This window comes from Lysinibacillus sp. FSL M8-0134 (assembly GCF_038069745.1).
GTDB classification, from domain to species: Bacteria; Bacillota; Bacilli; order Bacillales_A; family Planococcaceae; genus Lysinibacillus; species Lysinibacillus irui.
This window is the reverse complement of the sequence record NZ_JBBPAJ010000001.1, coordinates 3,448,947-3,473,556: the sequence shown is the minus strand read 5'-3', so window position 1 is coordinate 3,473,556 and position 24,610 is coordinate 3,448,947. Positions and strand designations below refer to the sequence as shown.

Sequence of the window (24,610 nt, the reverse complement as noted above, 5' to 3'; positions counted from 1 at the left end):
TTTTTTTATTGGAATTGGGAAAGGCGGGAAAAGAAGTTTTTCACAAAATCTAAAAATATGACTTCTGATGGTGCGATTTCTCGATTAACAGGGGAGATAATACCAACTGTTCTAGGTATTGTGGGAGATTCAATCGGAACCTTGACAGTAAATCGAGCGGCAGAATCATAAAGGGAGCTTTCAGGTAATAGGCTAACACCTATGCCAGCAGCCACTAATCCTTTTAGTGCATCTAAATCTTCCCCTTCAGAAATTACATTTGGCAAGAAGCCAGCAGCTCGACAAGCGTCCATCGCGACTTTATGTAAAATATAGCCATCGGGAAATAATACAAATAGATCATTTCTTAACTCTGCAAGCTGGATACTCTCTCTTTTAGCTAATGGGTGATTGGCCGGTAAAAGAGCAGCAATATTTTCAGTAAACAGGATTGTGGATTGAATCGATTCGTCCTTTGGGGGAAGAGGACCCAGAAAGGCTAGATTTAATTCTCTATTTTTGACAGCATCAATCAAAAATCGGTAAGATCCTTGTCGCAGTTGGAATTGTAAATCAGGAAATTCTCGTTTAAAGGCTGATATAACGGTAGGAAGGACATAGCTTGCCAAACTTGTTGGAAATCCAATTTTAATCGAGCCTTTAGCAGGATCAAGATATTCTTCCACCTGTTTGGCAGCAAAATCAATAGCCTTTAATGCTGTTATGGTATGTTCTAGAAACGTCTTCCCTATAGGGGTTAATTTAACATTTCGTCCAACACGCTCGAATAATGGAGTACCTAACTCATCTTCAAGATTGGCGATTTGCCGACTAATGGCAGATTGGGCTACATGGAGATGCTCGGCGGCTTCTGAAATATGCTCACGTTCAGCAACTTCTACAAAATAGCGTAATTGACGTAACTCCACTAATAATTCACCTCTATTAATCTAATTATAAGATTGGTTTTACCTTAATTATATATTATTTAAGATGAAAAGTGATTGGTAACGACAAAATAAAAGTTAAAGTAGCATGCTATCTCGTAGGATAGTTTGGGATAGTAAAGTCTCAAAGAAACATCATATAAATATCTTCTTTTATTGATTCCATTTTAATGAAATAGGTTATAGTATAGATATGTTGTTTATGCATATTTGTCACAAAACCGCTACAATTAGCACTTTCCAAGAGGTTTTCACTATGTAGCTAGATGAAATCGATTCTCATTTAGGGATATTTTATTGAAAATGAAGAAAGTCCATTCTCATTATCTAGTTCAAGTAGTAATAATCTGAAAATGCTTACAAAGCCTTTATTTTTCAAGATTTTATTTAAGAAGTAGGAAAGTAATTGAAATGGTTTGCATAGAGAACGATTTTCAGTTAAGATTAGAATGATGATAATTAAGGAATGGTTGACCCATTCACTGAACACTATGGAGGTATTTTCATGTCAACTTTAGTAATTAAAGATCTTCACGTTGCTATCGACGGGAAAGAGATTTTAAAAGGCGTAAATCTTACAATTAATACAAATGAAATTCACGCAATCATGGGACCAAACGGAACTGGTAAATCAACACTAGCTTCTGCTATTATGGGTCATCCTAAATATGAAGTAACTTCAGGTACTGTTGAGCTTGATGGTGAAAATGTACTTGAAATGGAAGTGGACGAGCGTGCTCAAGCGGGATTATTCCTAGCTATGCAATATCCATCTGAAATTGCAGGTGTAACAAATGCTGACTTCTTACGTTCAGCCATTAATGCACGTCGTGAAGAAGGCGATGAAATTTCATTAATGAAATTTATCCGTGAATTAGATAAAAATATGGAATTCCTAGAAATGAATGAAGATATGGCTCAACGCTATTTAAATGAAGGTTTCTCTGGCGGTGAGAAAAAACGTAATGAGATTCTTCAATTAATGATGATTAAACCAACATTTGCTATTTTAGACGAAATCGACTCTGGTCTTGATATCGATGCACTTAAAGTAGTATCAAAGGGTATCAACGCAATGCGCGGTGAAGGCTTTGGCTGCTTAATGATTACGCACTATCAACGTCTATTAAACTACATTACTCCAGACCATGTACACGTAATGATGCAAGGACGTGTTGTTAAATCTGGTGGTGCAGAACTTGCACAACGTTTAGAAGCAGATGGTTATGACTGGATTAAAAAAGAATTAGGTATCGAAGAAGAAACAGAAGAACAAGAAGCATAAGAGGGAGGACGAACTAGCATGACAGTGGAACTTAACTTGCCTGTAACAGTACAGGACGTGCGCTCGTTCTCAGAAGCAAACGGTGAACCAACTTGGTTTACAGAGCTTCGCGCGGCAGCACTAGACAAAGTAACTGGTTTAGATTTGCCAAAACCAGATAGAACTAATATTACAAAATGGGATTTCATGAACTTCCCAACATTTACAGTTCATAGTGAGGCATTCCCTTCATTGGACGCTTTACCTGAAGAAGCAAAAGGTTTAATTGACCTTGAAGCACAGGAAAACCTATATATTCAACGTAATAATACACCAGCTTACATTAAGACATCACAAGAGCTTGCAGATAAAGGTGTTATTTATACCGATATCTTTACAGCAGTTCGTGAACATGGTGAGCTTGTACAAAAATACTTTATGACTGAAGCAGTTAAAGTGGATGAGCATAAGTTAACAGCACTTCATACTGCACTTGTTAATGGTGGTGTGTTTGTATACGTACCAAAAAATGTAGTTATTGAACAACCACTTCAAGTTGTTTTCTTAAACGATAATGCAGAAGCTTCACTATACAACCACGTGTTAGTAGTAGCAGAAGCAAACTCTGCTGTAACATATGTGGAAACATATATTTCTACAGTGGAAGAGGCAAAAGGCCAAGCGAATATTATTGCGGAAGTTGTAGTCCAAGATAATGCTCAAGTAACATACGGTGCGGTAGATGTCCTTGCAAAAGGCTATACAACATACGTAAATCGTCGTGCACGTTTAGCTCGTGATGCTAAAGTTGACTGGGCTCTTGGTTTAATGAATGACTCAGACACGATTTCTGAAAACATTACGCATTTAATTGGTGACGGTTCTCATGCAGATACTAAAACAGTAGTGGTTGGTCGTGGAGAACAAAAACTTAACTTCACTACAGAGGTTCGTCATTGGGGTAAAAACTCTAACGGGCATATCCTAAAGCATGGTGTCATGAAGGATGCAGCACAATCTATCTTTAACGGTATTGGCTATATCGAGCATGGTGCGACAAAAGCTGATGCACAGCAAGAATCACGTGTATTAATGCTATCAGAAAAAGCTCGTGGGGATGCAAACCCAATTCTCTTAATTGATGAAGATGATGTAACAGCAGGACACGCAGCGTCTGTTGGTCGAGTAGATCCATTACAGCTTTACTATTTAATGAGTCGTGGTATCTCGAAAGCAGAAGCAGAGCGCCTTGTTATCCATGGATTCCTTGCGCCAGTTGTTACGCAATTACCAATCGAAGGCGTTCAAAAGCAACTGACGGAGGTTATTGAAAGGAAAGTTCGCTAATGATGAATAAAGACATTAAAAGCTATTTCCCAATTTTGAATCAAGATGTAAATGGGCATAGACTTGTTTATCTTGATAGTGCAGCGACGTCTCAAAAACCTGTTCAAGTGATTGAGGCCATTAAGGCTTATTATGAATTTGATAATTCTAATGTACATCGTGGTGTGCATACATTAGGAAACCGTGCTACAGATAAATATGAGGGTGCACGTGAAAAGGTTCGAAAGTTTATAAATGCTCAATCAACACAGGAAATTATTTTCACACGTGGTACAACAACAGCTTTAAATACAGTAGCATCAAGTTATGGACGTGCAAATGTTGCCGAGGGTGATGAAATTGTCATTACGCAAATGGAGCATCACTCCAATATTATTCCTTGGCAACAGCTAGCTAAAGAGAAAAATGCGACATTGAAATATATTGAGCTAGAAGCAGATGGCACGATTAGTCTGGAAAAAGTACGTGCGACGATTACGCCTAACACAAAAATCGTTTCGGTATCAATGGCCTCAAACGTACTTGGAACAATTAATCCCATTAAAGAAATTGCTCAAATTGCACATGCTAATGGAGCGGTTATGGTTGCCGATGGTGCTCAAGCTGCCCCACATATGAAAATTGATGTGCAAGATTTGGATGTCGATTTCTTAGGTTTCTCTGGGCATAAAATGTGCGGTCCAACAGGAATAGGTGTACTATATGGTAAAAAGGAACACCTTGAAAAAATGGAGCCAATTGAGTTTGGTGGCGAAATGATTGACTTTGTTGGGCTTTATGAGTCAACGTGGAAGGAATTACCGTGGAAATTTGAAGGTGGAACCCCTATTATTGCAGGTGCAATAGGTTTAGGTGCCGCTATTGATTTCTTAACTGATATTGGGCTAGATAAAATTGCGGAGCATGAGCATAAGCTTGCGGGCTATGCAATGGATCAGCTTGAAACAATCGACGGTTTAAAAATTTTCGGCCCACGTGACCCAATGAAGCGTTGTGGACTTGTGACATTTAACTTAGATGATGTACATCCACATGATGTGGCAACGGTGCTTGACATGAACGGTATTGCTGTTCGTGCAGGACATCATTGTGCACAGCCACTAATGAAATGTCTTCAGCAAGTAGCGACAGCACGAGCAAGCTTCTATCTGTACAATACAGAGGAGGATATTGACCGTTTAGTCGCAGGGTTACGTTCTGCGAAGGAGTATTTTGGCGATGTCTTTTAATAATTTAGATCAACTATATCGTTCAGTTATTATGGATCACTATAAAAATCCTCGTAATAAAGGATCTTTAGAAGAGGATGCTGTAACGATTGATATGAACAATCCAACTTGTGGCGACCGTATTCACTTAACATTGAAAGTGACAGACGGTGTTGTAGAGGATGCGAAATTTGACGGTGAAGGCTGTTCAATATCTATGTCCTCTGCATCGATGATGACACAGCTTATCAAAGGGAAGAAAGTAGAGGAAGCAGTAGAGCTTTCCGATATTTTTTCTAAAATGATGATGGGCGAAGAGTACAGCGATAAATATGACCTTGAGGATGTTGAAGCACTGCAAGGTGTATCACAATTTCCTGCACGTATTAAATGTGCGACATTAGCTTGGAAAGCGATGGAAAAAGGTGTGAAATAAAACTTACTTCCTTGTTACCTGAGTGAAAGCTACAAACTTTCACTCAGGGCAAGGATGTACAGAAAAATACAGCTCAATGAACGGAGGAGAAACGATGGCTAAAAAAATGCCTGATATCGGCGATTACAAATACGGATTCCATGACAAGGACGTATCAATTTTCCGTTCAAAACGTGGTTTGACTGAAGAAATCGTCCGTGAAATTTCTAATATGAAACAAGAGCCAGAGTGGATGCTTGAGTACCGCTTAAAAGCACTTGAAACTTTTTATACAAAACCAATGCCACAATGGGGTGGCGATCTTGGGGATTTAGATTTTGATGAAATTACGTACTATGTAAAACCATCAGAAGCAACACAACGCTCATGGGATGAAGTACCTGATGAAATCAAAGCTACTTTTGATAAATTAGGTATTCCAGAAGCAGAGCAAAAATATCTTGCTGGGGTATCTGCTCAATACGAATCTGAGGTAGTTTATCATAACATGAAAAAAGACCTTGAGGATCTTGGAATTGTGTTCAAAGATACAGACTCAGCATTACGTGAAAACGAAGATATTTTCAAACAATATTGGGGTAAAGTTATTCCTTATACTGACAATAAATTCGCTGCATTAAACTCAGCTGTATGGTCAGGTGGATCATTTATCTATGTACCACCAGGTGTTAAAGTCGAAACTCCATTACAAGCTTACTTCCGTATTAACTCTGAAAATATGGGTCAATTCGAACGTACACTTATTATTGTAGATGAAGGCGCTCACGTACACTATGTTGAAGGTTGTACAGCTCCTGTTTACACAACAAACTCTTTACACTCAGCGGTTGTAGAAATCGTTGTACGTAAAGATGCATATTGCCGTTATACAACAATTCAAAACTGGGCGAACAACGTTTACAACCTTGTAACGAAACGTACAGTTGTAGAAGAAAACGGTACAATGGAATGGATTGATGGTAACATCGGTTCTAAATTAACAATGAAATACCCAGCATGTATCCTAAAGGGTGAAGGTGCTCGTGGTATGACATTATCCATTGCATTAGCAGGTAAAGGACAGCACCAACATGCTGGCGCAAAAATGATCCATATGGCACCAAATACATCTTCAACAATCGTTTCTAAATCGATTGCAAAACAAGGTGGTAAAGTAACGTATATGGGACAAGTTCGTTTCGGTCCTAAAGCAAGTGGTGCACGTGCTAACATCGAGTGTGATACACTGATCATGGATAACCAATCTACTTCTGATACAATTCCATACAATGAGATCTTTAATGATAATGTTTCTTTAGAGCATGAAGCAAAAGTTTCAAAAGTATCTGAAGAGCAATTATTCTACTTAATGTCTCGCGGAATTTCTGAAGAAGAAGCGACAGAAATGATCGTAATGGGCTTCATTGAGCCATTTACAAAAGAATTACCAATGGAATACGCAGTTGAGATGAACCGTCTTATCAAGTTCGAGATGGAAGGTTCTATCGGTTAATTTACTAACCAACCCTTGTCACAATTAAATTTGTGGCAAGGGTTTTTTTATAGCTCGCCTTGCAAGTCTACATACTAATAGAGCTACTTAAATGTTGTTAGACAGTTAAAACAAATGGCATGAGGACAATGTAATATATCTCATGCTTTTTCGTTTGTATAAATTCTCGAGAAGAGACAAACCTTTTCATTGTAATGTTCAAAAGAAAGCGATATTTTTTACATGATGTTTATTTGTAGTGTCATGCTGTGTGCTATGATTATGTACATAGAGGAGGATGTCACATGATTGTAGTTGGTTTAACTGGATGGGGTGATCACCCTTCACTTTATAGTGGAGTGACTCCCTCAAAGGATAAATTATTCGATTATACAGGTCATTTTTTAACAGTTGAAGTCGATACTTCTTTTTATGCTATACCATCTAAAGAGCATGTTCGTAGATGGTGTGAGGATACACCAGAAAATTTCCGCTTTGTCGTAAAGGCCTATCAAGGCATGACCGGACATTTGCGGGGAGATATTCCTTTTGAATCGAAAAATGACATGTTCAACGCTTTTATCGAATGTGCCCATGAATTTAAACGTTATGGAAAGTTAGGAATGGTTTTAACTCAGTTTCCACCATGGTTTGATTGTCAGGCAAAAAATGTTCAATATTTATTATATATTCGGCAGCAACTTAAGGATTTTGAAGTAGCGATAGAGTTTCGCAATCAAACATGGTATGCAGATCATGTTGTTCAGCAGACAATGAATTTTTTACGTGAACATCAATTTATTCATACGATTTGTGATGAACCACAGGCTGGTGTAGGTTCCGTCCCCTTCTACCCTGAAGTAACTGCCAATAAGGCACTTATTCGTATCCATGGTCGTAATATCCATGGATGGCGAAACACAGGAAACGCAGAAAATTGGCGTAAAGTTCGCTTTTTATATGATTATAATAAAGAAGAATTGCAACAGCTTGGACAAAGTATGCTAAAGCTCGAATCGGAGGTCCATGAACTCTTCGTATTATTTAATAATAATTCAGGTAATCATGCAGCGAAAAACGCAAAGGAGCTACAAAGCATTTTAAATATTAAAGATGTCGGGTTAGCACCTAAACAATTAAACATATTTGAAGGGGAACTATAATGGAGTTTATTTTATTAGTAGTCATTGCTTTATTTGCTGGTCTAATTGGCTCGTTAGTTGGGCTAGGTGGTGGCGTTGTGCTCGTGCCAGCAACGTTATACATTGGTTTAAATCTTGGCATGATTCCAGATATTACACCACAAAAAGTAGTCGGTTTATCTGTAGTTATGATGATTTTCACAGGACTTGCCTCCACGCTAAGCTATATGAAATCCAAAACAGTAGACTATAAAAGCGGGTTTATATTCTTTATTGGAAGCATTCCAGGTACCATTCTAGGTGCTTGGGTGAATAAAGGATTGGAATTACCATCCTTTAATTTGTATTTCGGTATTCTATTGATTATTTTATCAATTATATTGCTTGTCCGTGACAAGCTCAAGCCAGTGAAGTGGTTTGTAAAAAACGGGATGCAACAAGAATTTACAGACTCTGAAGGACAAACCTTTGTCTATGGGTATCCTATTTGGTTTGCGATTACATTAACATTTGGTATTGGCTTTGCCTCAGGGTTGTTTGGCATTGGTGGAGGCTCGATGATTGTACCAGCCATGATTATTTTGTTTTTATTTCCACCACATGTTGCAGTGGCGACATCCATGTTTATGGTATTTTTAACGTCCATTGTTAATTCTGCGAGTCATATTGCTTTGGGACATGTTCCATGGCTTTATACCATTCCTGTTATTCCAGGAGCATATATTGGCGCAAAATTGGGCGCAGCATTAAATAAAAAAATTAAATCAGATACGCTTGTTCTTGCACTAAGGATTATTTTATTATTATTAGGAATTCGATCCATCATTGAAGGCATATTGGCTTAAGTATGGTAGCTAAAGAAATGAGGTGGCTTTAATGCTTGAAAAGATCCATATATTTCACACAAATGATTTGCACAGTCATTTTAAGTATTGGCCACGAATGCAAAGCTTTGTGAAAGAGATGCGCAACAGTTTGGCAAAAATAGGGGAAACAAGCTATTTATTTGATGTTGGCGATCATTTAGACCGCTCCAATATCTATACAGAGGCAACTGTTGGTAAAGGTAATGTACAATTACTAAATGATGCAGGGTACGATGTGGTGACTATCGGTAATAATGAAGGTATTACATTATCCCACGAAGAGCTCTTTCATTTGTATGATAATGCAAATTTTGATGTCGTGGTCGCAAATGTCTATTCAACTACGGGGAAAAATCCTGCGTGGATGAAGCCCTATGTTGTGTTAACAACCGAAGCAGGTACAAAGGTGGGTGTAATAGCAGCCACGGCTATGTTTGAAGTGTATTATCAGGAATTAAATTGGCAAATGGACGAGCCACGCAGTACACTACTACAACTAGCTCATCAGCTCCGCAAAGAGGTAGACATTATTGTGTGTTTATCACATTTAGGCATTACAGAGGATGAGCTTTTAGCCGAAGAATGTCCAGAAATTGATGTGATATTCGGCTCCCATACACATCATGTCCTGCCAACCGGCAAACTCATTAATGGTGTATTACTGACAGGAGGAGGGAAATTTGGACAATATACTGGCCATCTTGTCATTGAATACGATAAAAAAATGAGGAAAATTGTTGAAAAAAAGGATACTTTAATTCATAATAAGGATTTGCCAATCGTTCAAAACGAACAGGAAAGGGTCCAGTTTTTCGAGGATGAAGGGAATAGAATACTAAACACTCCAGTCTTTACAACGACGAAATCCTACAACAAAGAATGGTTCCACTATTCACAGCTATCTGATTTATTTGCCCAAGCTATTCTAGAAAAAAGCGGTGCCGATTGTGCATTATTCAATGCAGGGATATTTTTAGATGGTCTGCCTAAAGGAACGGTAACAGCCTTAGATTTGCATCGTATTTTTCCGCATCCTATTAATTTATGTATAATTGAATTATCCGTTGCTGAAATGAAAGAAATTTATATGCAATCTAAAAATGAAGAGTGGCCCTATATTGAATTAAAAGGCTTAGGTTTTAGAGGCGTTATTTTTGGCAAAATGCTAACATATGGCTTTTCAATGAATGAAAATCGGCAATTACTAATTAATGGTAAGTTGGCGGATCAAGATCACATTTATAAACTTGTAACATTAGATTTGTTTACATTTGGTTATTTTTATCCAAGTTTTAAATATGCAAAGAAACAATATATTTTACCTGAATTTTTACGAAACATTATGATAGATTATGGTCAAAGATTCTTTAAGCAATAGAGAGAGCTTAAAGAATGGATTGGGGAAGAAGTCATGCGATTAATTTCAATCGATGTATTAAAAGAAGGAATGGTATTAGGAAGAACCATTTGGAATGAAGCAGGTCATCCGCTTTTAAAGAAAGATGTTGTCATTAATGACCGTATTATTCAAAGACTTCAACAGTTAAATACACACTATTTATATATTGACGATGAAATTTCTAATGGCATAGAAGTAGAAGAGACAGTTCCACCAGCTATGCGAAGTAAAGTCATTACAACTATTAAGGATTCATTCCAATCAATTGATGGTTTAAATCAAGTAAATGCCTCTTATATTTTAGATCAGCAATCTAAAACAATTGTCTCCATTGTAGATGAGCTACTTTCGGCTGTTACAGGCAATGATGAAATTTTAACGATACTAACAGATGCTTATTTATTTGATGAATATCTTTATCAACACTCCTTCCAAGTGACATTGTATTCTATTGCGATTGCCAAAGAACTTGGCTATTCAGCTGAGGATTTACGCTTGATAGGGATTGGTGCATTATTGCACGATGTTGGTAAGCTAATGGTACCGAAAGACATTTTAACAAAGCCAGGTCGCCTCTCAAATGAGGAGTTTGAAGCAATGAAAATGCATGCTCGTTATGGCTTTGATTTATTGCGCAATTTACATTCCATCTCATTGCTTGTGGCACACTGTGCATTTCAACATCATGAACGCATTGATGGAAGTGGCTATCCAAGAGGCCTTGTAGACTTTGAAATTCATCCATTTGCCAAGATTATTGGCGTTGCTGATGTATTTGATGCTGTTACTACAAATCGTGTTTATCGTGAAAAGATGTTGCCCTCACAAGGACTAGCTATCGTTGAAGCGGGCTCTGGTACTCTGTTTGATGCACGAATTGTAAAAGCTTTAAAACGAGCTGTTGTCCATTATCCTAATGGCGTTATTTTAAAGTTATCTGATGGACGACGTGGTATTGTCTCTAGACAAAATCCATTAGATGCAGCATTGCCGTGGATTCGTATTTTTGAGGAGCAAAATCAATTGCTCGCAGCTACATATGAAATTAATTTAGTGGACTATCCTGGAGTGACAATCGAAAATGTTGAGACAGATTATGTGGTTCCTACAAAAGTAGAATAAATTGCTCCTCCTGTTCATACGTTATGGAACAGGAGGAGATTTTTTTGTTTTTCCCTCGAAAAAGAATGAAATTACGCTCATATAGTAGAAGGGGAATGCGTCTTAATCGATTAACCATTTTAATTATTAGTATGGTTGCTTGCCTTATATTATTTATTTATTTTTTAAATGAAAGGCTCATGCCCACCTATTTGCAATACGCTGAAGTACAGACCAATAAAATTGCATCATATGTTGTGAGTAAAGCAATTAATTCGCGTACCTCCAATGTATTAGATGTAAATGATATCATTGAAGATATTCCTCCAGGTACGTCTGAAATGATGACGACAAAATTTAATACGGAAATTATTAATCGTGTTCGAGCGGAGACATTAGAGCTTGTCAAAATGTATTTAGAGCAAGCTGAACAAGGGGAATTATCCCATTTACCTGAATTAGAGAATGTTGAATACGATATAAACAGAATTCAAGAAGGTGATGGTATAGTTTTCTTTGTGCCACTTGGTCAGGCGGCTAATATCCCTTTGCTCGGAAATCTAGGACCAAAAATCCCGATTCGCTTCCACGTAATTGGGAACGTTCATAGCAATGTGACATCCTCCATTCAAGAATTTGGGATTAACAGTGCCTATGTGGAGGTAGGCATTCATTTAGAAGTAAATGTCCAGATTATTGTCCCATTTGCAAGTAAATCTTCAACCGTTGCACAGGATATCCCTGTAGCAATGGGCTTAACAAGAGGGCCTGTTCCAAACATTTATACAAATAGCAGTGATGCACCTCAACCTTCCATTGAAATACCTGTCCCATTTAAATAGAAATGTTTGTTGTGATAGTTGTTGGAGTTCATTTAATATGTTACATTGACAACAGTGAAGATAGTTAATATTAAAAAATGCATATTTTTGATAGGGGCGATATTCGTATGACATCTTGTAAACCTACAAGTAAAGAAGAACATTTAAGAAAACCAGAGTGGCTAAAAATAAAACTAAACACGAATGATGAATATAAAGGGCTTAAAAAGCTAATGCGTGAAAAAAATCTGCATACAGTTTGTGAAGAGGCTCGCTGTCCAAATATCCATGAATGTTGGGGAGAAAGACGAACTGCTACTATGATGATTCTTGGATCTGTATGTACACGTGCATGCCGTTTCTGTGCCGTTAAAACAGGCTTACCTAATGAATTAGATTTAGCAGAACCAGAGCGTGTTGCAGATTCAGTAGCTATTATGAACCTAAAACACGTGGTTATTACAATGGTAGCGCGTGACGATTTAAAGGATGGCGGTGCACAGGTTTTAGCAGAAACAGTTCGTGCTATTCGCCGTAAAAGTCCATTCACATCTGTTGAGGTATTACCATCAGATTTAGGTGGAGTGAAGGAAAACCTTCAAATGCTTATGGATGCGAAACCAGATATTTTAAATCATAATATTGAAACAGTACGTCGCTTAACACCAAGAGTACGTGCTCGTGCAAAATACGAACGCTCTTTAGAGTTCCTTCGTTTGGCTAAAGAGATGCAGCCAGATATTCCAACAAAATCATCTTTAATGATTGGATTAGGTGAAACACACGAAGAAATTTTAGAAGTAATGGATGATTTACGTGCGAATAATGTAGATATTATGACGATTGGACAATATTTACAGCCAACGAAAAAGCATCTTCCAGTTAAAAAGTATTATTCACCAATAGAATTTGGTAAACTGCGTAAGATCGCTATGGAAAAAGGCTTTAAACATTGTGAAGCTGGCCCACTTGTACGTAGTAGTTACCATGCTGACGAACAAGTAAATGCTGCAACAAAAGAACGTCAATTACAAGCAGAATTCTAAACGTCAAGGCTGAACAAAAAGGGTGGTGTCACTTTGATCATAGTTGAAGGATTAGAATATGAACTAATAGAAGACTATCGAGAAGCCTTTCAGGAGGATGTTTTCCAGGAAAGGTACTCAGATATCTTAGCTAGATATGATTATATTGTAGGCGATTGGGGCTATAACCAATTACGTTTAAAGGGCTTTTTTGATGATAAAAATCAAAAATCAACGTTTGATACGAAAATAAGTACGTTGCAAGATTACCTATATGAGTATTGTAATTTTGGCTGTGCTTATTTTGTCCTACGGAAAACTGGTAAAGTCACGAAAAAACCAGAAGTATTGGATGCGAATGAGCTATCAAAGCCAACAGATCACGAATCATTAGCAGAATAAATTACTAAAACCTGATGTGCTAGGCATCAGGTTTTTTCTTTGTTTTTGTTATCTTTAGAAAAATTGGGGAAAACTAAAGCTCAAAACAGCTATCAAAGGTGTGTTGAAATGAAAAGAGCCGTATTTTTAGATCGTGATGGTGTCATCAATGAAGTACTAACGAATCGTGTAAAATTCGTGAATAAGCCGAAAGATCTGTATTTTTTGCCACATGTACCTGAAGCGATAAAAAAGCTAAATAAGCATTTTGATTATGTTTTTGTCGTGACAAATCAAGGTGGCGTAGGTTTAGGTTTTATGAAGGAAAGTGGCTTGCAAAAAATACATGAGCATATGGTGAAGGAGTTAAAGAAAAAGGGAGCAACCATCCACGAAGTCGTTTATTGTCCGCATAAGCCAAAGTCTGGCTGTGCTTGCCGAAAGCCCAATAGTAAATTAATTGTGGATCTAGGGAAGAAATATAATATTGATTTATCAAAATCCTATATGGTAGGAGATACCGATACGGATATTATGGCAGGAAAACGAGCGGGAACAAAGGGTGTATTCCTAGGGGAACAAGACCCATTAGCTGATGCTGTCTTTCCAGATTTAATTAGCGCTGCGCAATGGATTATTAAGGATGCAACGGCTTAATATTATGATAAAAAAGAAGTATAAATCATAAAAAAAAGGATAATTTATGATTGGAGGTGATCATATTGGCAAAGGAAAAACGTAATAAAAAGCCATTAGATCGAGAGGAATATGGGTTTGGCTTTGATTTAAGTGTAGATGATTTAGCTGTCATTGGTCAAAATGAGCAAGCGAAAAAACAAAATGATAATGAAAATAAAGACAAGCCACATAATAAAGATAATCCATCCACTTTAAATAAATAGCTATAAGTAAAAAGACTATAAGTAAAAAGATTTCGCAATAGCTTAGAGCTGCGAAATTTTTTTATGCCATATATAAACACCCCGTAGTCGTTAAAAGTTGTTTCTAACGTTTACGGGGCAGTTTATAAAAGGTGTTAGTTCAATAATTCACGTAAATATTCTCGTAATTCGATTGTTTCTTCCTCTGTGCGATTATACACATGTTCTAAATAACCTGGTTCTTCTACATCATCAGGGCCGATAATAGCAAAGCGACCAAATTGGATATCCATGACAAGTACTTTCCCAAAGAAGCGGCCTGATTGTAAAATAGCTAAATCATAACGTAACTTTTTCCCAGCAAAACTAACAAAGCGTGTTTTTGTATCTTCGACATCATCATATAAAAAAAAACGTTCCATCTTTTAATCTCCTTCCAATCCTATAGTTATGGTACTATAGAAGAGAAAAGACTATCAACTTTTAATGATTTGAATGGGGGCTTTCCTTGTGTATTTTGTAGATCGTAATAAAATCACAAAAAATTTACAGTACTTAGATGGGCTATTAGCAATTTTGGAGTCAGAGGATAACTGGCTTCAAAATGATATAAAGAAATTAGCTATCGAGCGAATTGGACACAACATTATGGAGTCAATGATGGATGTAGGAAATTTAATGATTGACGGTTTCATTATGCGCGATCCAGGAAGCTACGAGGATATTATTGATATTTTAGTCGATGAAAAAGTTGTAGCTGCTGAAATGGAAGCACCATATAAAGCCGTTGTGGGCTTGCGTAAAATGCTTGTACGCGAGTTTATAGATGTAGATATCCAAGAGGTTATCAATGTATTAACAGACAATTTATCAGCTCTTAAGCAATTCTCGCCAGCGGTCCATAATTATTTAACAAATGAATTAGGGCCAGTTTCTGCATTTTTGCCAGAGGATCATCAATGAAACAATATAAAGCCTATTGTTTTGATTTAGATGGCACTGTCTACCGTGGGAAGGAAGGAATTCCTTCTGCGGTTGCTTTTATTCATCGTTTACAGCAAGCAGGAATCGAGCCATTCTATGTAACAAATAACTCTTCGAAGACGCGAGAACAACTGCAAGAAGCTTTATTGTCTATTGGTATAAAGGCACCATTAGAGCATATTTATTCAAGTGCATTGGTAACAGCAAAGTATGTGGCACTTAATTTTCCAGGTAAAAAAGTAGCCATGATGGGTACAGATGGTATTCGACAGGCATTACTTAATGAAAATATTGTGCCTGTTGAGGATGAGCCGGATGTATTTGTTATGGGGATTGATCGTACGCTTGATTATATGGCGCTAGCTAGAGCAACGATTTTTGTCCAAAAGGGAGCCGTTTTTGTTGCTACTAATCAAGATATTAAATTCCCAACCGAATATGGTTTCTTACCCGGTAATGGTTCCTTTGCTCGCTTAGTAGGTGAGGTTGCTGATGTTGAACCAATCTACATAGGTAAGCCATCACCAGCCATGCTAGAAATGATCGCTATAGAGCATCGCTTTACTAAAGAAGATATGGTAATGATCGGTGATAATTATGATACGGATATTATGTGTGGCATTAATTTTGGCTGTGACACCATCCACGTAAATACTGGCGTTACGCCTACCAAGGTTGTTCTAGAGAAAGAAAGTCGACCTACATATGTAATGGATGTATTAAAGTAATAAAAGGATGTTTATGCTGTTTTAGCATAACATCCTTTTTATTTGTTCAAATTTATTCATATAGGTATTTAAGAAAAACTACCATAATGGATTTTCTTCAATAAACTGATAAATGGCTTTTGTTAATGCATCGGGAGAATCAGCTTCGACTAATTCACCGTTTACAATGGCATAAAAAGATTCTGAGCACTTTGTACAATAACTGAGGCAGCCATATTCTAAAACGTCGATGTTCGGGTCGCGTTCGAGTACTTCATAAGTTGCTTGAGAGCCATTTGCTAAATTACTAATACAAAATTCAACCATTGGATTCATCCATGTCACCTCACCAAAGTAATGCTACTCGGTTTTACGATTTTCGTCAATTATTTAAGTTTAAGGTAAAGGAACGTTTTTTTATAACAGATAAAGGGAAAATCGTTAGTAATTACGTATAAAAACGTGCGAAATCAACAAGTTCTCGTTTGTTTTGTGAAATCTTTCACAAAATTTCATTCTGATATTGTGAAACTTCTCACAATCAGTTATACTCGTTTGTGGATACTTTGTGAACAATTATTAAAAGAGACATAAAAGGAGACTATTATGGGAAAATTAGTACTTTTAGGTGGCGGCTACGGCAATATGCGTGTCATGCTTCGTCTATTAAATAACCTGCCATTAGACAGAGAGGTAGTTATAGTAGATAGAGCCCCATTCCATAGTTTAAAAACTGAGTTTTATGCATTAGCAGCAGGGACTGCAACAGATAAAGAAATTCGTGTAAGCTTCCCAGAACATGAACGTTTAACAGCTATATATGGTGAAGTCGTTGAAATTAATCGTGCGGAAAAAGTAGTCATTTTAGAAGACGGACAACGTATTGAATATGATGATTTAGTCATTGGTCTAGGTTGTGAAGATAAATATCATGGTGTACCAGGTGCTGCAGAGAACACATACAGCATCCAAACAATGGGACAATCTCGTGCTACATTCCAAGCACTTTGTGGTTTACCGGCTGGATCTACAGTGGGAATTGTAGGGGCTGGCTTAAGTGGAATTGAGCTTGCAAGTGAGCTACGTGAAAGTCGTTCAGATTTAAAAATAAAATTATTTGACCGTGGTCAACGTATTCTAAAGGATTTTCCAGAAAAACTAAGTAAATACGTCAAGGATTGGTTTGTAAAACATAATGTAGATGTCGTTGCCAATTCTAATATTACAAAAGTGGAGGCAGGTAAAATTTTCAATCATGATGATGAAATTTTACTTGATGCTGTCGTATGGACTGCTGGGGTTCAACCTGTCAAAATCGTTCGTGACCTAGATGTTGAGAAGGATAAACATGATCGACCTCTTGTAACGCAATACTTTAATGTACTTGATGATGAGCATGTCTATGTTGTAGGGGATTGTGCTGCATCAGATTTGCCACCAACAGCCCAATTGGCTGAGGAACAAGCGGAGCAAATCGTGAAAGTACTTCGTATGCGTTGGAAAGGTGAGCAATTACCAGAGAAAATGCCGGATATTAAATTAAAAGGCTTTATGGGAGCTCTTGGTAAAAAACAAGGCTTTGTGTATTTAGCTGATACAACAGTAACAGGTCGTATCGCTCGCTTGATGAAATCAGGATTACTATGGTATTACAAACGTCAAAATGATTAATTAGTTGAAAGGGATTGTTTCAAAATCATTTTGAAACAATCCCTTTGCCTTTGCTATACCGTTTCGTCTGGAACAAAGCCTAAGTTTTCAAGTGCTGTAAATACAGGCTTTAACTGGACATAGCCTTCTCCAACAACCTCATTATTAATAAGGACAAGAGGGTAGAAGAACTCATCTTCTTGAATACGTGTCGCATATTCTTGGTCGCGGTCATTCTCAATTGGACCTTCAATATCGATATAGCGAATATCGTATGCTTGATCTGGATATTTGCGATTGATGGCTGCTTGTAGCCACTCATATGTATCCTTTGAAGATGGGGCATTGACACAGCTAGCACAGATGACAGCTGTTCCATAAATTTCAATCATAGGTTTCGTTGGTTGCATAGTATTTACTCTCCTTGTGATTCATTATTGGATTTTTTCTGTTGCTAACATTATAATCATTATAAGGAAAGGAGTCGAGATAAATGGCAGAAGCAACAATTAATGACCAAGTTCAAGAGGTATTAGATAAATTACGTCCCTTCTTACTACGTGACGGTGGAGACTGTGAATTAGTAGATGTAGAGGATGGCGTTGTTAAACTACGTTTATTAGGTGCTTGTGGTAGTTGCCCAAGTTCTACGATTACGCTAAAAGCTGGTATTGAACGTGCTTTATTAGAAGAAGTACCAGGTATTGTGGAAGTAGAGCAAGTATTCTAAGTCATCATAAAAGTTCTAGCTGATCGCCAGCTAGAACTTTTTTAATTATTACACATGACGTGCATGTTCTTTTTCCTTACGTATAATAGCCCATTGTTCTTTCGCCATATCGATAATTTTTGCTTCGCCACCTGAGCTTTGCTTTTCAATAACTCTTGAAAGGAAGCGTGTGGCATTTTCAATATCCCCTATTCGTCTAGATAGTTCAGCAATCATATACATAATACGAACAGCTGACATTTGTGTGGAGCTATAATCTTCAGTTGAGTAAGATTCCATATAATGATCACGTGCTAACTTCATAAAGCGTTCCTCTTGTCCACTATTGTTCAAAGAACGATAAAGCCATGCAAGTCGTAAAGCTAATCCAGCAATTGCTACATTTTTTTCCTTTTTAATTGTGCCACAGAGAAAGGCAAGTTTATAAGCTTGAATCGCCTGAAATACAGTACGTTCACCTTTGAAATCATGGTGCACCCATTTTTCCGTAATTTGTGTGCGTATGACATCCTGGATACCTGGTGCAAAATATTTTGTGAAGTCTTCTGTAAAGGAAAAGCCGCAATGCTCACAAACAAAGACATTGTAATAAAGCGCATTCACATCATCTGAATAAATTGGCTGGAAATCTGTTTCTGTATGATCTACCTTGATAAACTTAGAGCGAACTTTTAACGTTGGAAATTCTTTCTTACAATTCAAACACTGAATTTGTTTTTCATAATATGGTGAAATCTCCATATATATTACCCCCTGCATAGAAGTCATTGTAACTATTATACCAATGGTGTTTTTATAAACATGAATAAAATGAACTAATAAAGTGAAGAATATTAGAATTATGACTAAAAATCGACTTGAAGCTGAATGTTTGTCATACAATGGTCAAAATTGATATGATAATACGTAAGAAGGAAGGTGATTGGGATGACAAGTAAAAAGCAAGTTATTGAAATTACACAAGCTGCTGGCTTTCATATTAATGAAATGATGGAGCATAATGAAGAGCAAGGTTCTTTTTTACGCGTAGTAGTAAATGGTGGTGGCTGTAGCGGGCTATCCTATGGCATGCATTTTGATCAAGAGAAAAAAGAAGATGATTTTGAAGATGTACAGCATGGTTTAACAATTCTTGTTTCCCGTGAAGATGCGCCGATTTTGATGGGAACAAAAATTGACTATAAACAATCGCTAATGGGCGGTGGCTTCACAATCGATAATCCAAATGCCATTGCATCATGTGGCTGTGGTACGTCTTTCAGAACAGCAAAGCGTGAAGGTACACCTGAGGTTTGTGAGTAATTCATTGAACAGACAATAGGATGTCATGCTTACGTAATGATACCAACGAGTTGATCGTTGGTTTAACGAATATTTGAATATGAATGCTAACCTGCGCTTTCTTCCGTATTGAAATAACGGAGGGGAGCGTTTTTTACTATGAACTGCCCCTCCTTGTTTAGTTAAACACAAGTCCTTTTGTTCAAAACAACAATATATCTAAAATTTATAATACCAAAAAATTGCTAGTTCATTGGCTGATGGAAAGTTTGAATAAAGCATTGTATCAACGGCACCAATAACAAAATTATTTTTAGCATAAAAATAACAAGCGGATACATTAATATCTTGTGTTTCTAGCATCAGTCCACATAAATTGTTTTCCTTAGCCCATTTCATTGCTTGATTGATTAATGCCGTTCCAACACCATTTTTTCTATAAGCACTCTTAACAGCAATATCTTCAATAAGTCCATACCCATTCCAGTTCGAACAGAGCTTTATTTGTCCAACACAGTTGTTGTCCACGTAATAAAAAAATACAGCTTTCCTATCATCTTCAATATAACTGATGTCTATTTCATCATCTTCGTACTTCTTAACGTATGGTTGAGTAAATATTTCTTCTGTATAGCTCCAAACATTATTCTCTAAGGTCGGTATAATTCTACCAGAGACCATGAAACCCTCGTTGGATTTATTAAAGTCTTTCATATTTAGATGATTCATTTTAATGATCATTATAATCTCCTTCCTATAGCAAGTAAAAATACCTATTGTGAATTGTAACAAGGTATCATATATAATGGTAGGAATATGGTAATTTATTATAGAGGGAATGTTTTTTGCTAAATAATAGAGGAGATGAGAATCATACAACTGTTTAAAATTACTTCAGGTGCAGTAGTAGTAGATCATCAGAATAAAATCCTTTTAAAGAAAGATCCGATTAGGGGGTGGGAGTTACCGGGTGGTTGTGTAGAAAAGAATGAAACGTTTAAAGAAGCGGTTATTAGAGAAGTAAAAGAGGAAACGGGAATAGATATTGAAATTATAAAATTTTGCGGTGTTTCACAGGAAGTAAAGAGTAATGTCTGTAATATGTGGTGGATCGGAATGCCGATTAGTGGTACATGTCAAACAAGTAATGAAAGTTTAGAGGTTGGTTTTTTCGATTTGGAGACAGCATTCATACTTATTGAAAATGAAAATTTCAAAAGAGAACTCATAACTTGTTTAAATAATAATAGAGACCCAATTTACTTTGGATAAGGAGGTTAGGCATGAAGCGGCTTTTTGCGGGATTGTTGTTCACTGTTCTATTAATGGGATGCTCTGATGATGAGCGTATGACTGTCAGTCCAAATTTTAAACTACCTGTGACTTTTGACGATGGGACTGAAGGTGAATATGTGTTAATTGGAAAAGAAGGAAGGCTTGGTTTTTTAATTGGTTCAGGAAAGAAAGGAGAGTCTGAGGTTCAACCGATTGTACATGGAAAAGCTAATAAGTATATGTGGCACTTTTGGGGAAAGAAGGAAGAACTAGAGGGCCCATTAAAGATTATAGGGATTGATGAAGAGGGAAAAGAACATAAAATATTAAAAGATTCTAATGGGAAGGTTTGGGCTTATTCTAATCAAATTGGGTTAAGTCCGAACAATGGTGCTGATACACATTTTCCTACTTTAATGGATTTCCCGTCAGCTGGGGTATGGGAGTTACATGTTTACATCGGCGAGTCTCTCTTTGATGAAATAGCAGTCGATGTACAATAAAAAAGCTTCTTTCATTGATGTTCAATGGAAGAGGCCTTTTTAATGTGGATTAGCCGTAAAATTCAGAATAAATGCTTCATTCCATTGAAAGCAAGCAGGTATAATAGGGAGATAGAGGTGAAGGTTATGAGAAAAGATCGAGGGAAAATATGGTTAGGTGTTTCCGGTGTTACAGTTAACGAGCATGGGCAATGGTTAGTTGTTAAAAAGACGTATAGTGGACTGAAGGGGCGTTGGTCCTTGCCAGCGGGATTTGTGAATGCGGGTGAAACAGTAGATGAGGCGGTCATTCGTGAAATCAAAGAAGAAACTGGAATCGATTGTAAAGTATCGGGCTTAATTGGATTTAGAACAGGTGTTATCCGTGATGATATTAGTGATAATATGGCCATATTCTATTGTCATATGCTAGATGCGCGACAGCAGGTTACCATTCAGGAAAAAGAAATATTAGAAGCGAAATGGTTGTATCCACAGGAACTAGCACAAGATGAAACGACCTCTGTGATGTTAAAGGAAATGGCATCCAATCAATTTGAAAAACATCAATTAGAAGCGATCGAGGGAATTAATCCTGGGGATATTTTTGGTTATACTTCCTATCGATTGTTCTTTAAAAAATGATAGGGCTTCAGGAGGGAACCTTGATGGAGCTATTTTTATTTATGTTAGAGCGAGTCGGGCTGATCATTGTGTTTGCCTTTTTAATGTCAAGGTGGCGACTGTTTCGAGAGAAGTTGTTTCAGGAGCAAGGAACGAAGGAAAAAATATGGCTTATTATCATCTTTAGTAGCCTATGTATTATCAGTAGTTATACAGGGATTAAAATTGAAAGTGGTACCATCCATCCTTTAAATCAGATGATACATAGTACGATCAATGCAGAGGAGGCCATTGCCAATACGAGATTAATCGGTGTCGCCATTGCGGGTATTTTTGGTGGACCTCTTGTTGGTGTTTGTGTAGGTATTATTGCAGGTATTCATCGTATTACACTAGGGGGCTTTACAGCAATAGCATGTGGTGTTTCGACGATTCTAGCTGGTTTTATTACAGGTGGTTTAAGTAAACGTTTCAAAATACGGCAAACTTTCTCCTATAAGAAAGCTGTCATCATTGGAATCTGCGCGGAAACGATACAGATGATGGTGATTTTAGTAGTCGCGAAGCCATTTGAACAGGCCTTGCAGTTAGTATCATTAATTGCGATGCCTATGATTTTAATGAATGCCTTTGGGATATTTTTGTTTTTTATGATTATTAAAACGTTTATTGATGAAGAGGAGCGGACAAAGGCATTACAAACACATCAGGCTTTTTCTATTGCCCAACAAACCATTGAGCATTTTCGAAAAGGCTTAAATGAAGAATCGTGCCAAACGGTTGCTGAAATTATTAAAAGAGAAATAAAAGTAGATGCGGTCGCTATTACTGACAAAAATGGCGTGTTAGCACATGTTGGAGTTGGTGAGGATCATCATTTAATACATCGTGAAATAATGACGGCTTTGACGAAACGGGTATTAGAGGAAGGCAAAATTTTAATGGCTACATCTGAACAGGAAATTCAATGTCCACATGAAGGGTGTCCATTAAGTGCTGCCATTGTCCTACCATTGAAGGTGCAGCATCGAACAGTAGGAAGCTTGAAGCTTTATTTCACTAAAGCAGATTCTTTGACAGGGGTGAAGAAGGAATTGGCGGAGGGTTTAAGTAGACTATTCTCCTCACAGCTTGAATATGCTGAAAGTGAACAACAACGGAAATTATTAAAGGATGCTGAAATTAAAGCGTTACAAGCACAAGTCCATCCCCATTTCTTCTTTAATAGCCTTAATACTATATCAAGCTTAATTCGAACAGATGCGGATGAGGCGCGAGCTTTATTAATCAAGCTTAGTACATTTTTTAGAAGCAATCTGCAGGGCGCACGACAAATGCTCATTCCATTGAAGAATGAAATTGATCATGTTGAAGCTTATTTATCCATTGAGCAAACAAGGTTTCCAAATCGCTATGAAGTTGAATTTATAATGGATGAAACACTCTTTGATGTACAAATCCCTCCATTTACCTTACAGCCACTCGTCGAAAATGCTATTTACCATGCCTTTAAAAATCGTAAGGAAGGCAAAATTTATGTCAAAGTACAACGCGTGAACGACAAACTATTGCTATTGACCGAGGATAATGGCTGTGGCATGAGGAAGGAACAGGTGAAACAACTGGGCAAACGTATTATGGAATCGGAACATGGGACAGGCACGGCGTTATGGAATATTTATCAGCGAATACATGAAATTTACGGTTCTGAGGCTGATTTTCATATAACAAGTACGTTAGATGTAGGAACAAAAATTATGATTCAACTGCCGTTAAAGGCGACTAGATGGGAGTAGACGAAATTGAATGTATATATTGTTGATGATGAACCATTAGCAAGGGCTGAGCTACGTTATTTGTTAGAGCAAACGGCTTTAGTCAATGTTTGTGGTGAATCTGAAAATCTAGAGGAATTTTACAAAGAATCACAGCTTGAAGAGGTAGATTGTGTATTTTTAGATATTGAATTAGGGATGAATAATGGTCTTGATTTAGCCAGACAGCTTTTGCTAAATGAACAGAGACCTGAAATTATTTTTGCTACGGCCTATGATGACTATGCATTACAGGCATTTGAAGTGAATGCATTTGATTATATTTTGAAACCCTTTGAGGCACAGCGGGTACAAATAGCTGTAGAAAAGTTAATAGCTAAAAAACGAGCTGCTCAGGTAAAAACATTGGAAGAAATAAAGGGGTCACAGTTGGATAAGCTTGATAAATTAACAGTTTTTATCAACGATCGAATTTTATTAATAAAAGTACAGGATATTTTATATTGTACATCTGAAGATAGTAAAACAGTTGTGGTGACAGAACAAGGAAGATTTTTTGCTTCCGAGTCATTAGCAGCCTTAGAAAAGAGGCTATCGTTAAAAGGCTTTGTGCGTGTCCACCGTGCGTTTATAGTCAATTTAGAGCATATTGTGGAACTGGAGCCTTGGAGCAATTCTAAATATAATTTAATCTTGCATAACAGACATTCAATTCCTGTAAGTAGGCTGTATATGAAGGATGTTCGAAAAATTTTCGACCTCTCAAAATAGTTGCATTTCAACAATAGAATACTACCTTTCAACATTGATTTCTGACATTTCAATTAATTTTGT

30 protein-coding genes are annotated in these 24,610 nt (G+C 37.1%); 24 read left to right on the top strand and 6 right to left on the bottom strand.

All coding sequences use genetic code 11. The features are described from left to right. Window positions 1-5: 5 nt before the first annotated feature. Window positions 6-908, bottom strand: a complete 903-nt coding sequence (locus MKY49_RS17730) for a LysR family transcriptional regulator (protein ID WP_274794270.1) — start codon at window positions 906-908, stop codon at window positions 6-8. A gap of 523 nt (window positions 909-1,431) precedes the next feature. Between MKY49_RS17730 and sufC the strand changes: the two genes are divergently transcribed. The 14 genes from sufC (at window position 1,432) to MKY49_RS17660 (ending at window position 14,289) form a co-directional block, all read left to right on the top strand. Beyond that, window positions 1,432-2,211 (top strand): Fe-S cluster assembly ATPase SufC, encoded by a 780-nt coding sequence (gene sufC, locus MKY49_RS17725; protein WP_445928408.1) that lies wholly within the window; start codon window positions 1,432-1,434, stop codon window positions 2,209-2,211. An 18-nt stretch (window positions 2,212-2,229) separates the two neighbouring features. Then, window positions 2,230-3,537: a Fe-S cluster assembly protein SufD gene (gene sufD, locus MKY49_RS17720; protein ID WP_341386745.1), complete on the top strand. Its 1,308-nt coding sequence runs from the start codon at window positions 2,230-2,232 to the stop codon at window positions 3,535-3,537. Continuing rightward, window positions 3,537-4,766: a cysteine desulfurase gene (locus tag MKY49_RS17715; protein WP_274794268.1), complete on the top strand. Its 1,230-nt coding sequence runs from the start codon at window positions 3,537-3,539 to the stop codon at window positions 4,764-4,766. Before sufD ends, MKY49_RS17715 begins: the two co-directional genes overlap by 1 nt. After that, entirely contained in the window at window positions 4,756-5,181 is a 426-nt protein-coding gene (gene sufU, locus MKY49_RS17710; protein ID WP_274794267.1) for a Fe-S cluster assembly sulfur transfer protein SufU, read from the top strand. Before MKY49_RS17715 ends, sufU begins: the two co-directional genes overlap by 11 nt. A 94-nt stretch (window positions 5,182-5,275) precedes the next feature. Beyond that, a complete protein-coding gene (gene sufB, locus MKY49_RS17705) occupies window positions 5,276-6,673 on the top strand; it encodes a Fe-S cluster assembly protein SufB (RefSeq protein ID WP_274794266.1) in 1,398 nt (465 codons plus the stop codon). A 284-nt stretch (window positions 6,674-6,957) separates the two neighbouring features. Beyond that, complete coding sequence (locus tag MKY49_RS17700; RefSeq protein WP_341386744.1) at window positions 6,958-7,815, top strand: DUF72 domain-containing protein; 858 nt, start codon at window positions 6,958-6,960, stop codon at window positions 7,813-7,815. After that, window positions 7,815-8,639 (top strand): sulfite exporter TauE/SafE family protein, encoded by an 825-nt coding sequence (locus MKY49_RS17695; RefSeq protein ID WP_341386743.1) that lies wholly within the window; start codon window positions 7,815-7,817, stop codon window positions 8,637-8,639. Before MKY49_RS17700 ends, MKY49_RS17695 begins: the two co-directional genes overlap by 1 nt. A 31-nt stretch (window positions 8,640-8,670) precedes the next feature. Then, a complete protein-coding gene (locus MKY49_RS17690; RefSeq protein ID WP_322605513.1) occupies window positions 8,671-10,038 on the top strand; it encodes a bifunctional metallophosphatase/5'-nucleotidase in 1,368 nt (455 codons plus the stop codon). Window positions 10,039-10,071: 33 nt separating this feature from the next. After that, window positions 10,072-11,181: an HD-GYP domain-containing protein gene (locus MKY49_RS17685; protein WP_274794262.1), complete on the top strand. Its 1,110-nt coding sequence runs from the start codon at window positions 10,072-10,074 to the stop codon at window positions 11,179-11,181. Between the two features lie 23 nt (window positions 11,182-11,204). After that, window positions 11,205-12,002: a sporulation protein YunB gene (gene yunB, locus MKY49_RS17680; RefSeq protein WP_322605514.1), complete on the top strand. Its 798-nt coding sequence runs from the start codon at window positions 11,205-11,207 to the stop codon at window positions 12,000-12,002. Between the two features lie 107 nt (window positions 12,003-12,109). Continuing rightward, window positions 12,110-13,027, top strand: a complete 918-nt coding sequence (gene lipA / locus MKY49_RS17675; RefSeq protein WP_274794260.1) for a lipoyl synthase — start codon at window positions 12,110-12,112, stop codon at window positions 13,025-13,027. Window positions 13,028-13,060: 33 nt separating this feature from the next. Then, window positions 13,061-13,408 (top strand): YutD family protein, encoded by a 348-nt coding sequence (locus MKY49_RS17670; RefSeq protein ID WP_274794259.1) that lies wholly within the window; start codon window positions 13,061-13,063, stop codon window positions 13,406-13,408. Window positions 13,409-13,471: 63 nt separating this feature from the next. Then, window positions 13,472-14,044 (top strand): D-glycero-alpha-D-manno-heptose-1,7-bisphosphate 7-phosphatase, encoded by a 573-nt coding sequence (locus tag MKY49_RS17665; protein ID WP_341386949.1) that lies wholly within the window; start codon window positions 13,472-13,474, stop codon window positions 14,042-14,044. A gap of 65 nt (window positions 14,045-14,109) precedes the next feature. Then, window positions 14,110-14,289, top strand: a complete 180-nt coding sequence (locus MKY49_RS17660) for a hypothetical protein (RefSeq protein ID WP_274794257.1) — start codon at window positions 14,110-14,112, stop codon at window positions 14,287-14,289. A 134-nt stretch (window positions 14,290-14,423) separates the two neighbouring features. Here the strand turns inward: MKY49_RS17660 and MKY49_RS17655 are convergent, their stop codons facing one another. Then, window positions 14,424-14,690, bottom strand: a complete 267-nt coding sequence (locus tag MKY49_RS17655) for a DUF3055 domain-containing protein (protein ID WP_322605515.1) — start codon at window positions 14,688-14,690, stop codon at window positions 14,424-14,426. Window positions 14,691-14,778: 88 nt separating this feature from the next. Here MKY49_RS17655 and MKY49_RS17650 point away from each other — a divergent pair, with 88 nt between their 5' ends. After that, window positions 14,779-15,231, top strand: a complete 453-nt coding sequence (locus MKY49_RS17650; RefSeq protein ID WP_312505856.1) for a DUF86 domain-containing protein — start codon at window positions 14,779-14,781, stop codon at window positions 15,229-15,231. Further along, on the top strand, window positions 15,228-15,980 hold the full coding sequence (locus tag MKY49_RS17645; RefSeq protein ID WP_274794254.1) for a TIGR01457 family HAD-type hydrolase: 753 nt from the start codon (window positions 15,228-15,230) through the stop codon (window positions 15,978-15,980). The genes MKY49_RS17650 and MKY49_RS17645 overlap by 4 nt, the downstream gene beginning before the upstream one ends. 78 nt (window positions 15,981-16,058) lie before the next feature. Here the strand turns inward: MKY49_RS17645 and MKY49_RS17640 are convergent, their stop codons facing one another. Further along, a complete protein-coding gene (locus MKY49_RS17640) occupies window positions 16,059-16,295 on the bottom strand; it encodes a YuzB family protein (protein ID WP_036119739.1) in 237 nt (78 codons plus the stop codon). A 270-nt stretch (window positions 16,296-16,565) separates the two neighbouring features. Between MKY49_RS17640 and MKY49_RS17635 the strand changes: the two genes are divergently transcribed. After that, a complete protein-coding gene (locus MKY49_RS17635; protein ID WP_313471384.1) occupies window positions 16,566-17,630 on the top strand; it encodes an NAD(P)/FAD-dependent oxidoreductase in 1,065 nt (354 codons plus the stop codon). 53 nt (window positions 17,631-17,683) lie between these two features. Here MKY49_RS17635 and MKY49_RS17630 read toward each other — a convergent pair whose 3' ends face one another. Next, window positions 17,684-18,019 (bottom strand): YuzD family protein, encoded by a 336-nt coding sequence (locus tag MKY49_RS17630; protein WP_274794252.1) that lies wholly within the window; start codon window positions 18,017-18,019, stop codon window positions 17,684-17,686. Between the two features lie 83 nt (window positions 18,020-18,102). On the opposite strand from MKY49_RS17630, the gene MKY49_RS17625 reads away from it, so the two are divergent. After that, window positions 18,103-18,339, top strand: coding sequence for a NifU family protein (locus MKY49_RS17625; RefSeq protein WP_004228295.1), 237 nt, complete (start codon window positions 18,103-18,105; stop codon window positions 18,337-18,339). 48 nt (window positions 18,340-18,387) lie between these two features. On the opposite strand, the gene MKY49_RS17620 is transcribed toward MKY49_RS17625, so the two are convergent. After that, window positions 18,388-19,080: a DUF2225 domain-containing protein gene (locus MKY49_RS17620; RefSeq protein WP_312505852.1), complete on the bottom strand. Its 693-nt coding sequence runs from the start codon at window positions 19,078-19,080 to the stop codon at window positions 18,388-18,390. 186 nt (window positions 19,081-19,266) lie between these two features. On the opposite strand from MKY49_RS17620, the gene MKY49_RS17615 reads away from it, so the two are divergent. Further along, complete coding sequence (locus tag MKY49_RS17615) at window positions 19,267-19,641, top strand: HesB/IscA family protein (RefSeq protein WP_341386740.1); 375 nt, start codon at window positions 19,267-19,269, stop codon at window positions 19,639-19,641. Between the two features lie 198 nt (window positions 19,642-19,839). On the opposite strand, the gene MKY49_RS17610 is transcribed toward MKY49_RS17615, so the two are convergent. Continuing rightward, a complete protein-coding gene (locus MKY49_RS17610; RefSeq protein ID WP_274794249.1) occupies window positions 19,840-20,361 on the bottom strand; it encodes a GNAT family N-acetyltransferase in 522 nt (173 codons plus the stop codon). Window positions 20,362-20,484: 123 nt separating this feature from the next. Between MKY49_RS17610 and MKY49_RS17605 the strand changes: the two genes are divergently transcribed. From MKY49_RS17605 to MKY49_RS17585, 5 genes are all read left to right on the top strand, one after another. Next, window positions 20,485-20,892 (top strand): NUDIX hydrolase, encoded by a 408-nt coding sequence (locus MKY49_RS17605; RefSeq protein WP_341386739.1) that lies wholly within the window; start codon window positions 20,485-20,487, stop codon window positions 20,890-20,892. An 11-nt stretch (window positions 20,893-20,903) separates the two neighbouring features. Then, entirely contained in the window at window positions 20,904-21,398 is a 495-nt protein-coding gene (locus MKY49_RS17600; protein ID WP_341386738.1) for a DUF4871 domain-containing protein, read from the top strand. A gap of 126 nt (window positions 21,399-21,524) precedes the next feature. Next, window positions 21,525-22,022 (top strand): NUDIX hydrolase, encoded by a 498-nt coding sequence (locus MKY49_RS17595; RefSeq protein WP_341386737.1) that lies wholly within the window; start codon window positions 21,525-21,527, stop codon window positions 22,020-22,022. A 23-nt stretch (window positions 22,023-22,045) separates the two neighbouring features. Beyond that, window positions 22,046-23,797 carry a sensor histidine kinase gene (locus MKY49_RS17590; RefSeq protein WP_274794245.1) on the top strand — a complete coding sequence of 584 codons (1,752 nt, stop codon included), beginning with the start codon at window positions 22,046-22,048 and terminating at the stop codon, window positions 23,795-23,797. 6 nt (window positions 23,798-23,803) lie between these two features. Then, window positions 23,804-24,547 (top strand): LytR/AlgR family response regulator transcription factor, encoded by a 744-nt coding sequence (locus tag MKY49_RS17585; protein ID WP_322605518.1) that lies wholly within the window; start codon window positions 23,804-23,806, stop codon window positions 24,545-24,547. Window positions 24,548-24,610 lie beyond the last annotated feature (63 nt).

What these genes read in the sequence shown, in the direction of transcription:
- sufC (WP_445928408.1), top strand. Translation starts at nt 1,432, where the DNA reads ATGTCAACTTTAGTAATTAAAGATCTTCACGTTGCTATCGACGGGAAA.
- sufD (WP_341386745.1), top strand. Translation starts at nt 2,230, where the DNA reads ATGACAGTGGAACTTAACTTGCCTGTAACAGTACAGGACGTGCGCTCG.
- MKY49_RS17715 (WP_274794268.1), top strand. Translation starts at nt 3,537, where the DNA reads ATGATGAATAAAGACATTAAAAGCTATTTCCCAATTTTGAATCAAGAT.
- sufU (WP_274794267.1), top strand. Translation starts at nt 4,756, where the DNA reads ATGTCTTTTAATAATTTAGATCAACTATATCGTTCAGTTATTATGGAT.
- sufB (WP_274794266.1), top strand. Translation starts at nt 5,276, where the DNA reads ATGGCTAAAAAAATGCCTGATATCGGCGATTACAAATACGGATTCCAT.
- MKY49_RS17700 (WP_341386744.1), top strand. Translation starts at nt 6,958, where the DNA reads ATGATTGTAGTTGGTTTAACTGGATGGGGTGATCACCCTTCACTTTAT.
- MKY49_RS17695 (WP_341386743.1), top strand. Translation starts at nt 7,815, where the DNA reads ATGGAGTTTATTTTATTAGTAGTCATTGCTTTATTTGCTGGTCTAATT.
- MKY49_RS17690 (WP_322605513.1), top strand. Translation starts at nt 8,671, where the DNA reads ATGCTTGAAAAGATCCATATATTTCACACAAATGATTTGCACAGTCAT.
- MKY49_RS17685 (WP_274794262.1), top strand. Translation starts at nt 10,072, where the DNA reads ATGCGATTAATTTCAATCGATGTATTAAAAGAAGGAATGGTATTAGGA.
- yunB (WP_322605514.1), top strand. Translation starts at nt 11,205, where the DNA reads ATGGAACAGGAGGAGATTTTTTTGTTTTTCCCTCGAAAAAGAATGAAA.
- lipA (WP_274794260.1), top strand. Translation starts at nt 12,110, where the DNA reads ATGACATCTTGTAAACCTACAAGTAAAGAAGAACATTTAAGAAAACCA.
- MKY49_RS17655 (WP_322605515.1), bottom strand. Translation starts at nt 14,690, where the DNA reads ATGGAACGTTTTTTTTTATATGATGATGTCGAAGATACAAAAACACGC.
- MKY49_RS17645 (WP_274794254.1), top strand. Translation starts at nt 15,228, where the DNA reads ATGAAACAATATAAAGCCTATTGTTTTGATTTAGATGGCACTGTCTAC.
- MKY49_RS17640 (WP_036119739.1), bottom strand. Translation starts at nt 16,295, where the DNA reads ATGAATCCAATGGTTGAATTTTGTATTAGTAATTTAGCAAATGGCTCT.
- MKY49_RS17635 (WP_313471384.1), top strand. Translation starts at nt 16,566, where the DNA reads ATGGGAAAATTAGTACTTTTAGGTGGCGGCTACGGCAATATGCGTGTC.
- MKY49_RS17630 (WP_274794252.1), bottom strand. Translation starts at nt 18,019, where the DNA reads ATGCAACCAACGAAACCTATGATTGAAATTTATGGAACAGCTGTCATC.
- MKY49_RS17625 (WP_004228295.1), top strand. Translation starts at nt 18,103, where the DNA reads ATGGCAGAAGCAACAATTAATGACCAAGTTCAAGAGGTATTAGATAAA.
- MKY49_RS17620 (WP_312505852.1), bottom strand. Translation starts at nt 19,080, where the DNA reads ATGGAGATTTCACCATATTATGAAAAACAAATTCAGTGTTTGAATTGT.
- MKY49_RS17615 (WP_341386740.1), top strand. Translation starts at nt 19,267, where the DNA reads ATGACAAGTAAAAAGCAAGTTATTGAAATTACACAAGCTGCTGGCTTT.
- MKY49_RS17610 (WP_274794249.1), bottom strand. Translation starts at nt 20,361, where the DNA reads ATGATCATTAAAATGAATCATCTAAATATGAAAGACTTTAATAAATCC.
- MKY49_RS17605 (WP_341386739.1), top strand. Translation starts at nt 20,485, where the DNA reads ATGAGAATCATACAACTGTTTAAAATTACTTCAGGTGCAGTAGTAGTA.
- MKY49_RS17600 (WP_341386738.1), top strand. Translation starts at nt 20,904, where the DNA reads ATGAAGCGGCTTTTTGCGGGATTGTTGTTCACTGTTCTATTAATGGGA.
- MKY49_RS17595 (WP_341386737.1), top strand. Translation starts at nt 21,525, where the DNA reads ATGAGAAAAGATCGAGGGAAAATATGGTTAGGTGTTTCCGGTGTTACA.
- MKY49_RS17590 (WP_274794245.1), top strand. Translation starts at nt 22,046, where the DNA reads ATGGAGCTATTTTTATTTATGTTAGAGCGAGTCGGGCTGATCATTGTG.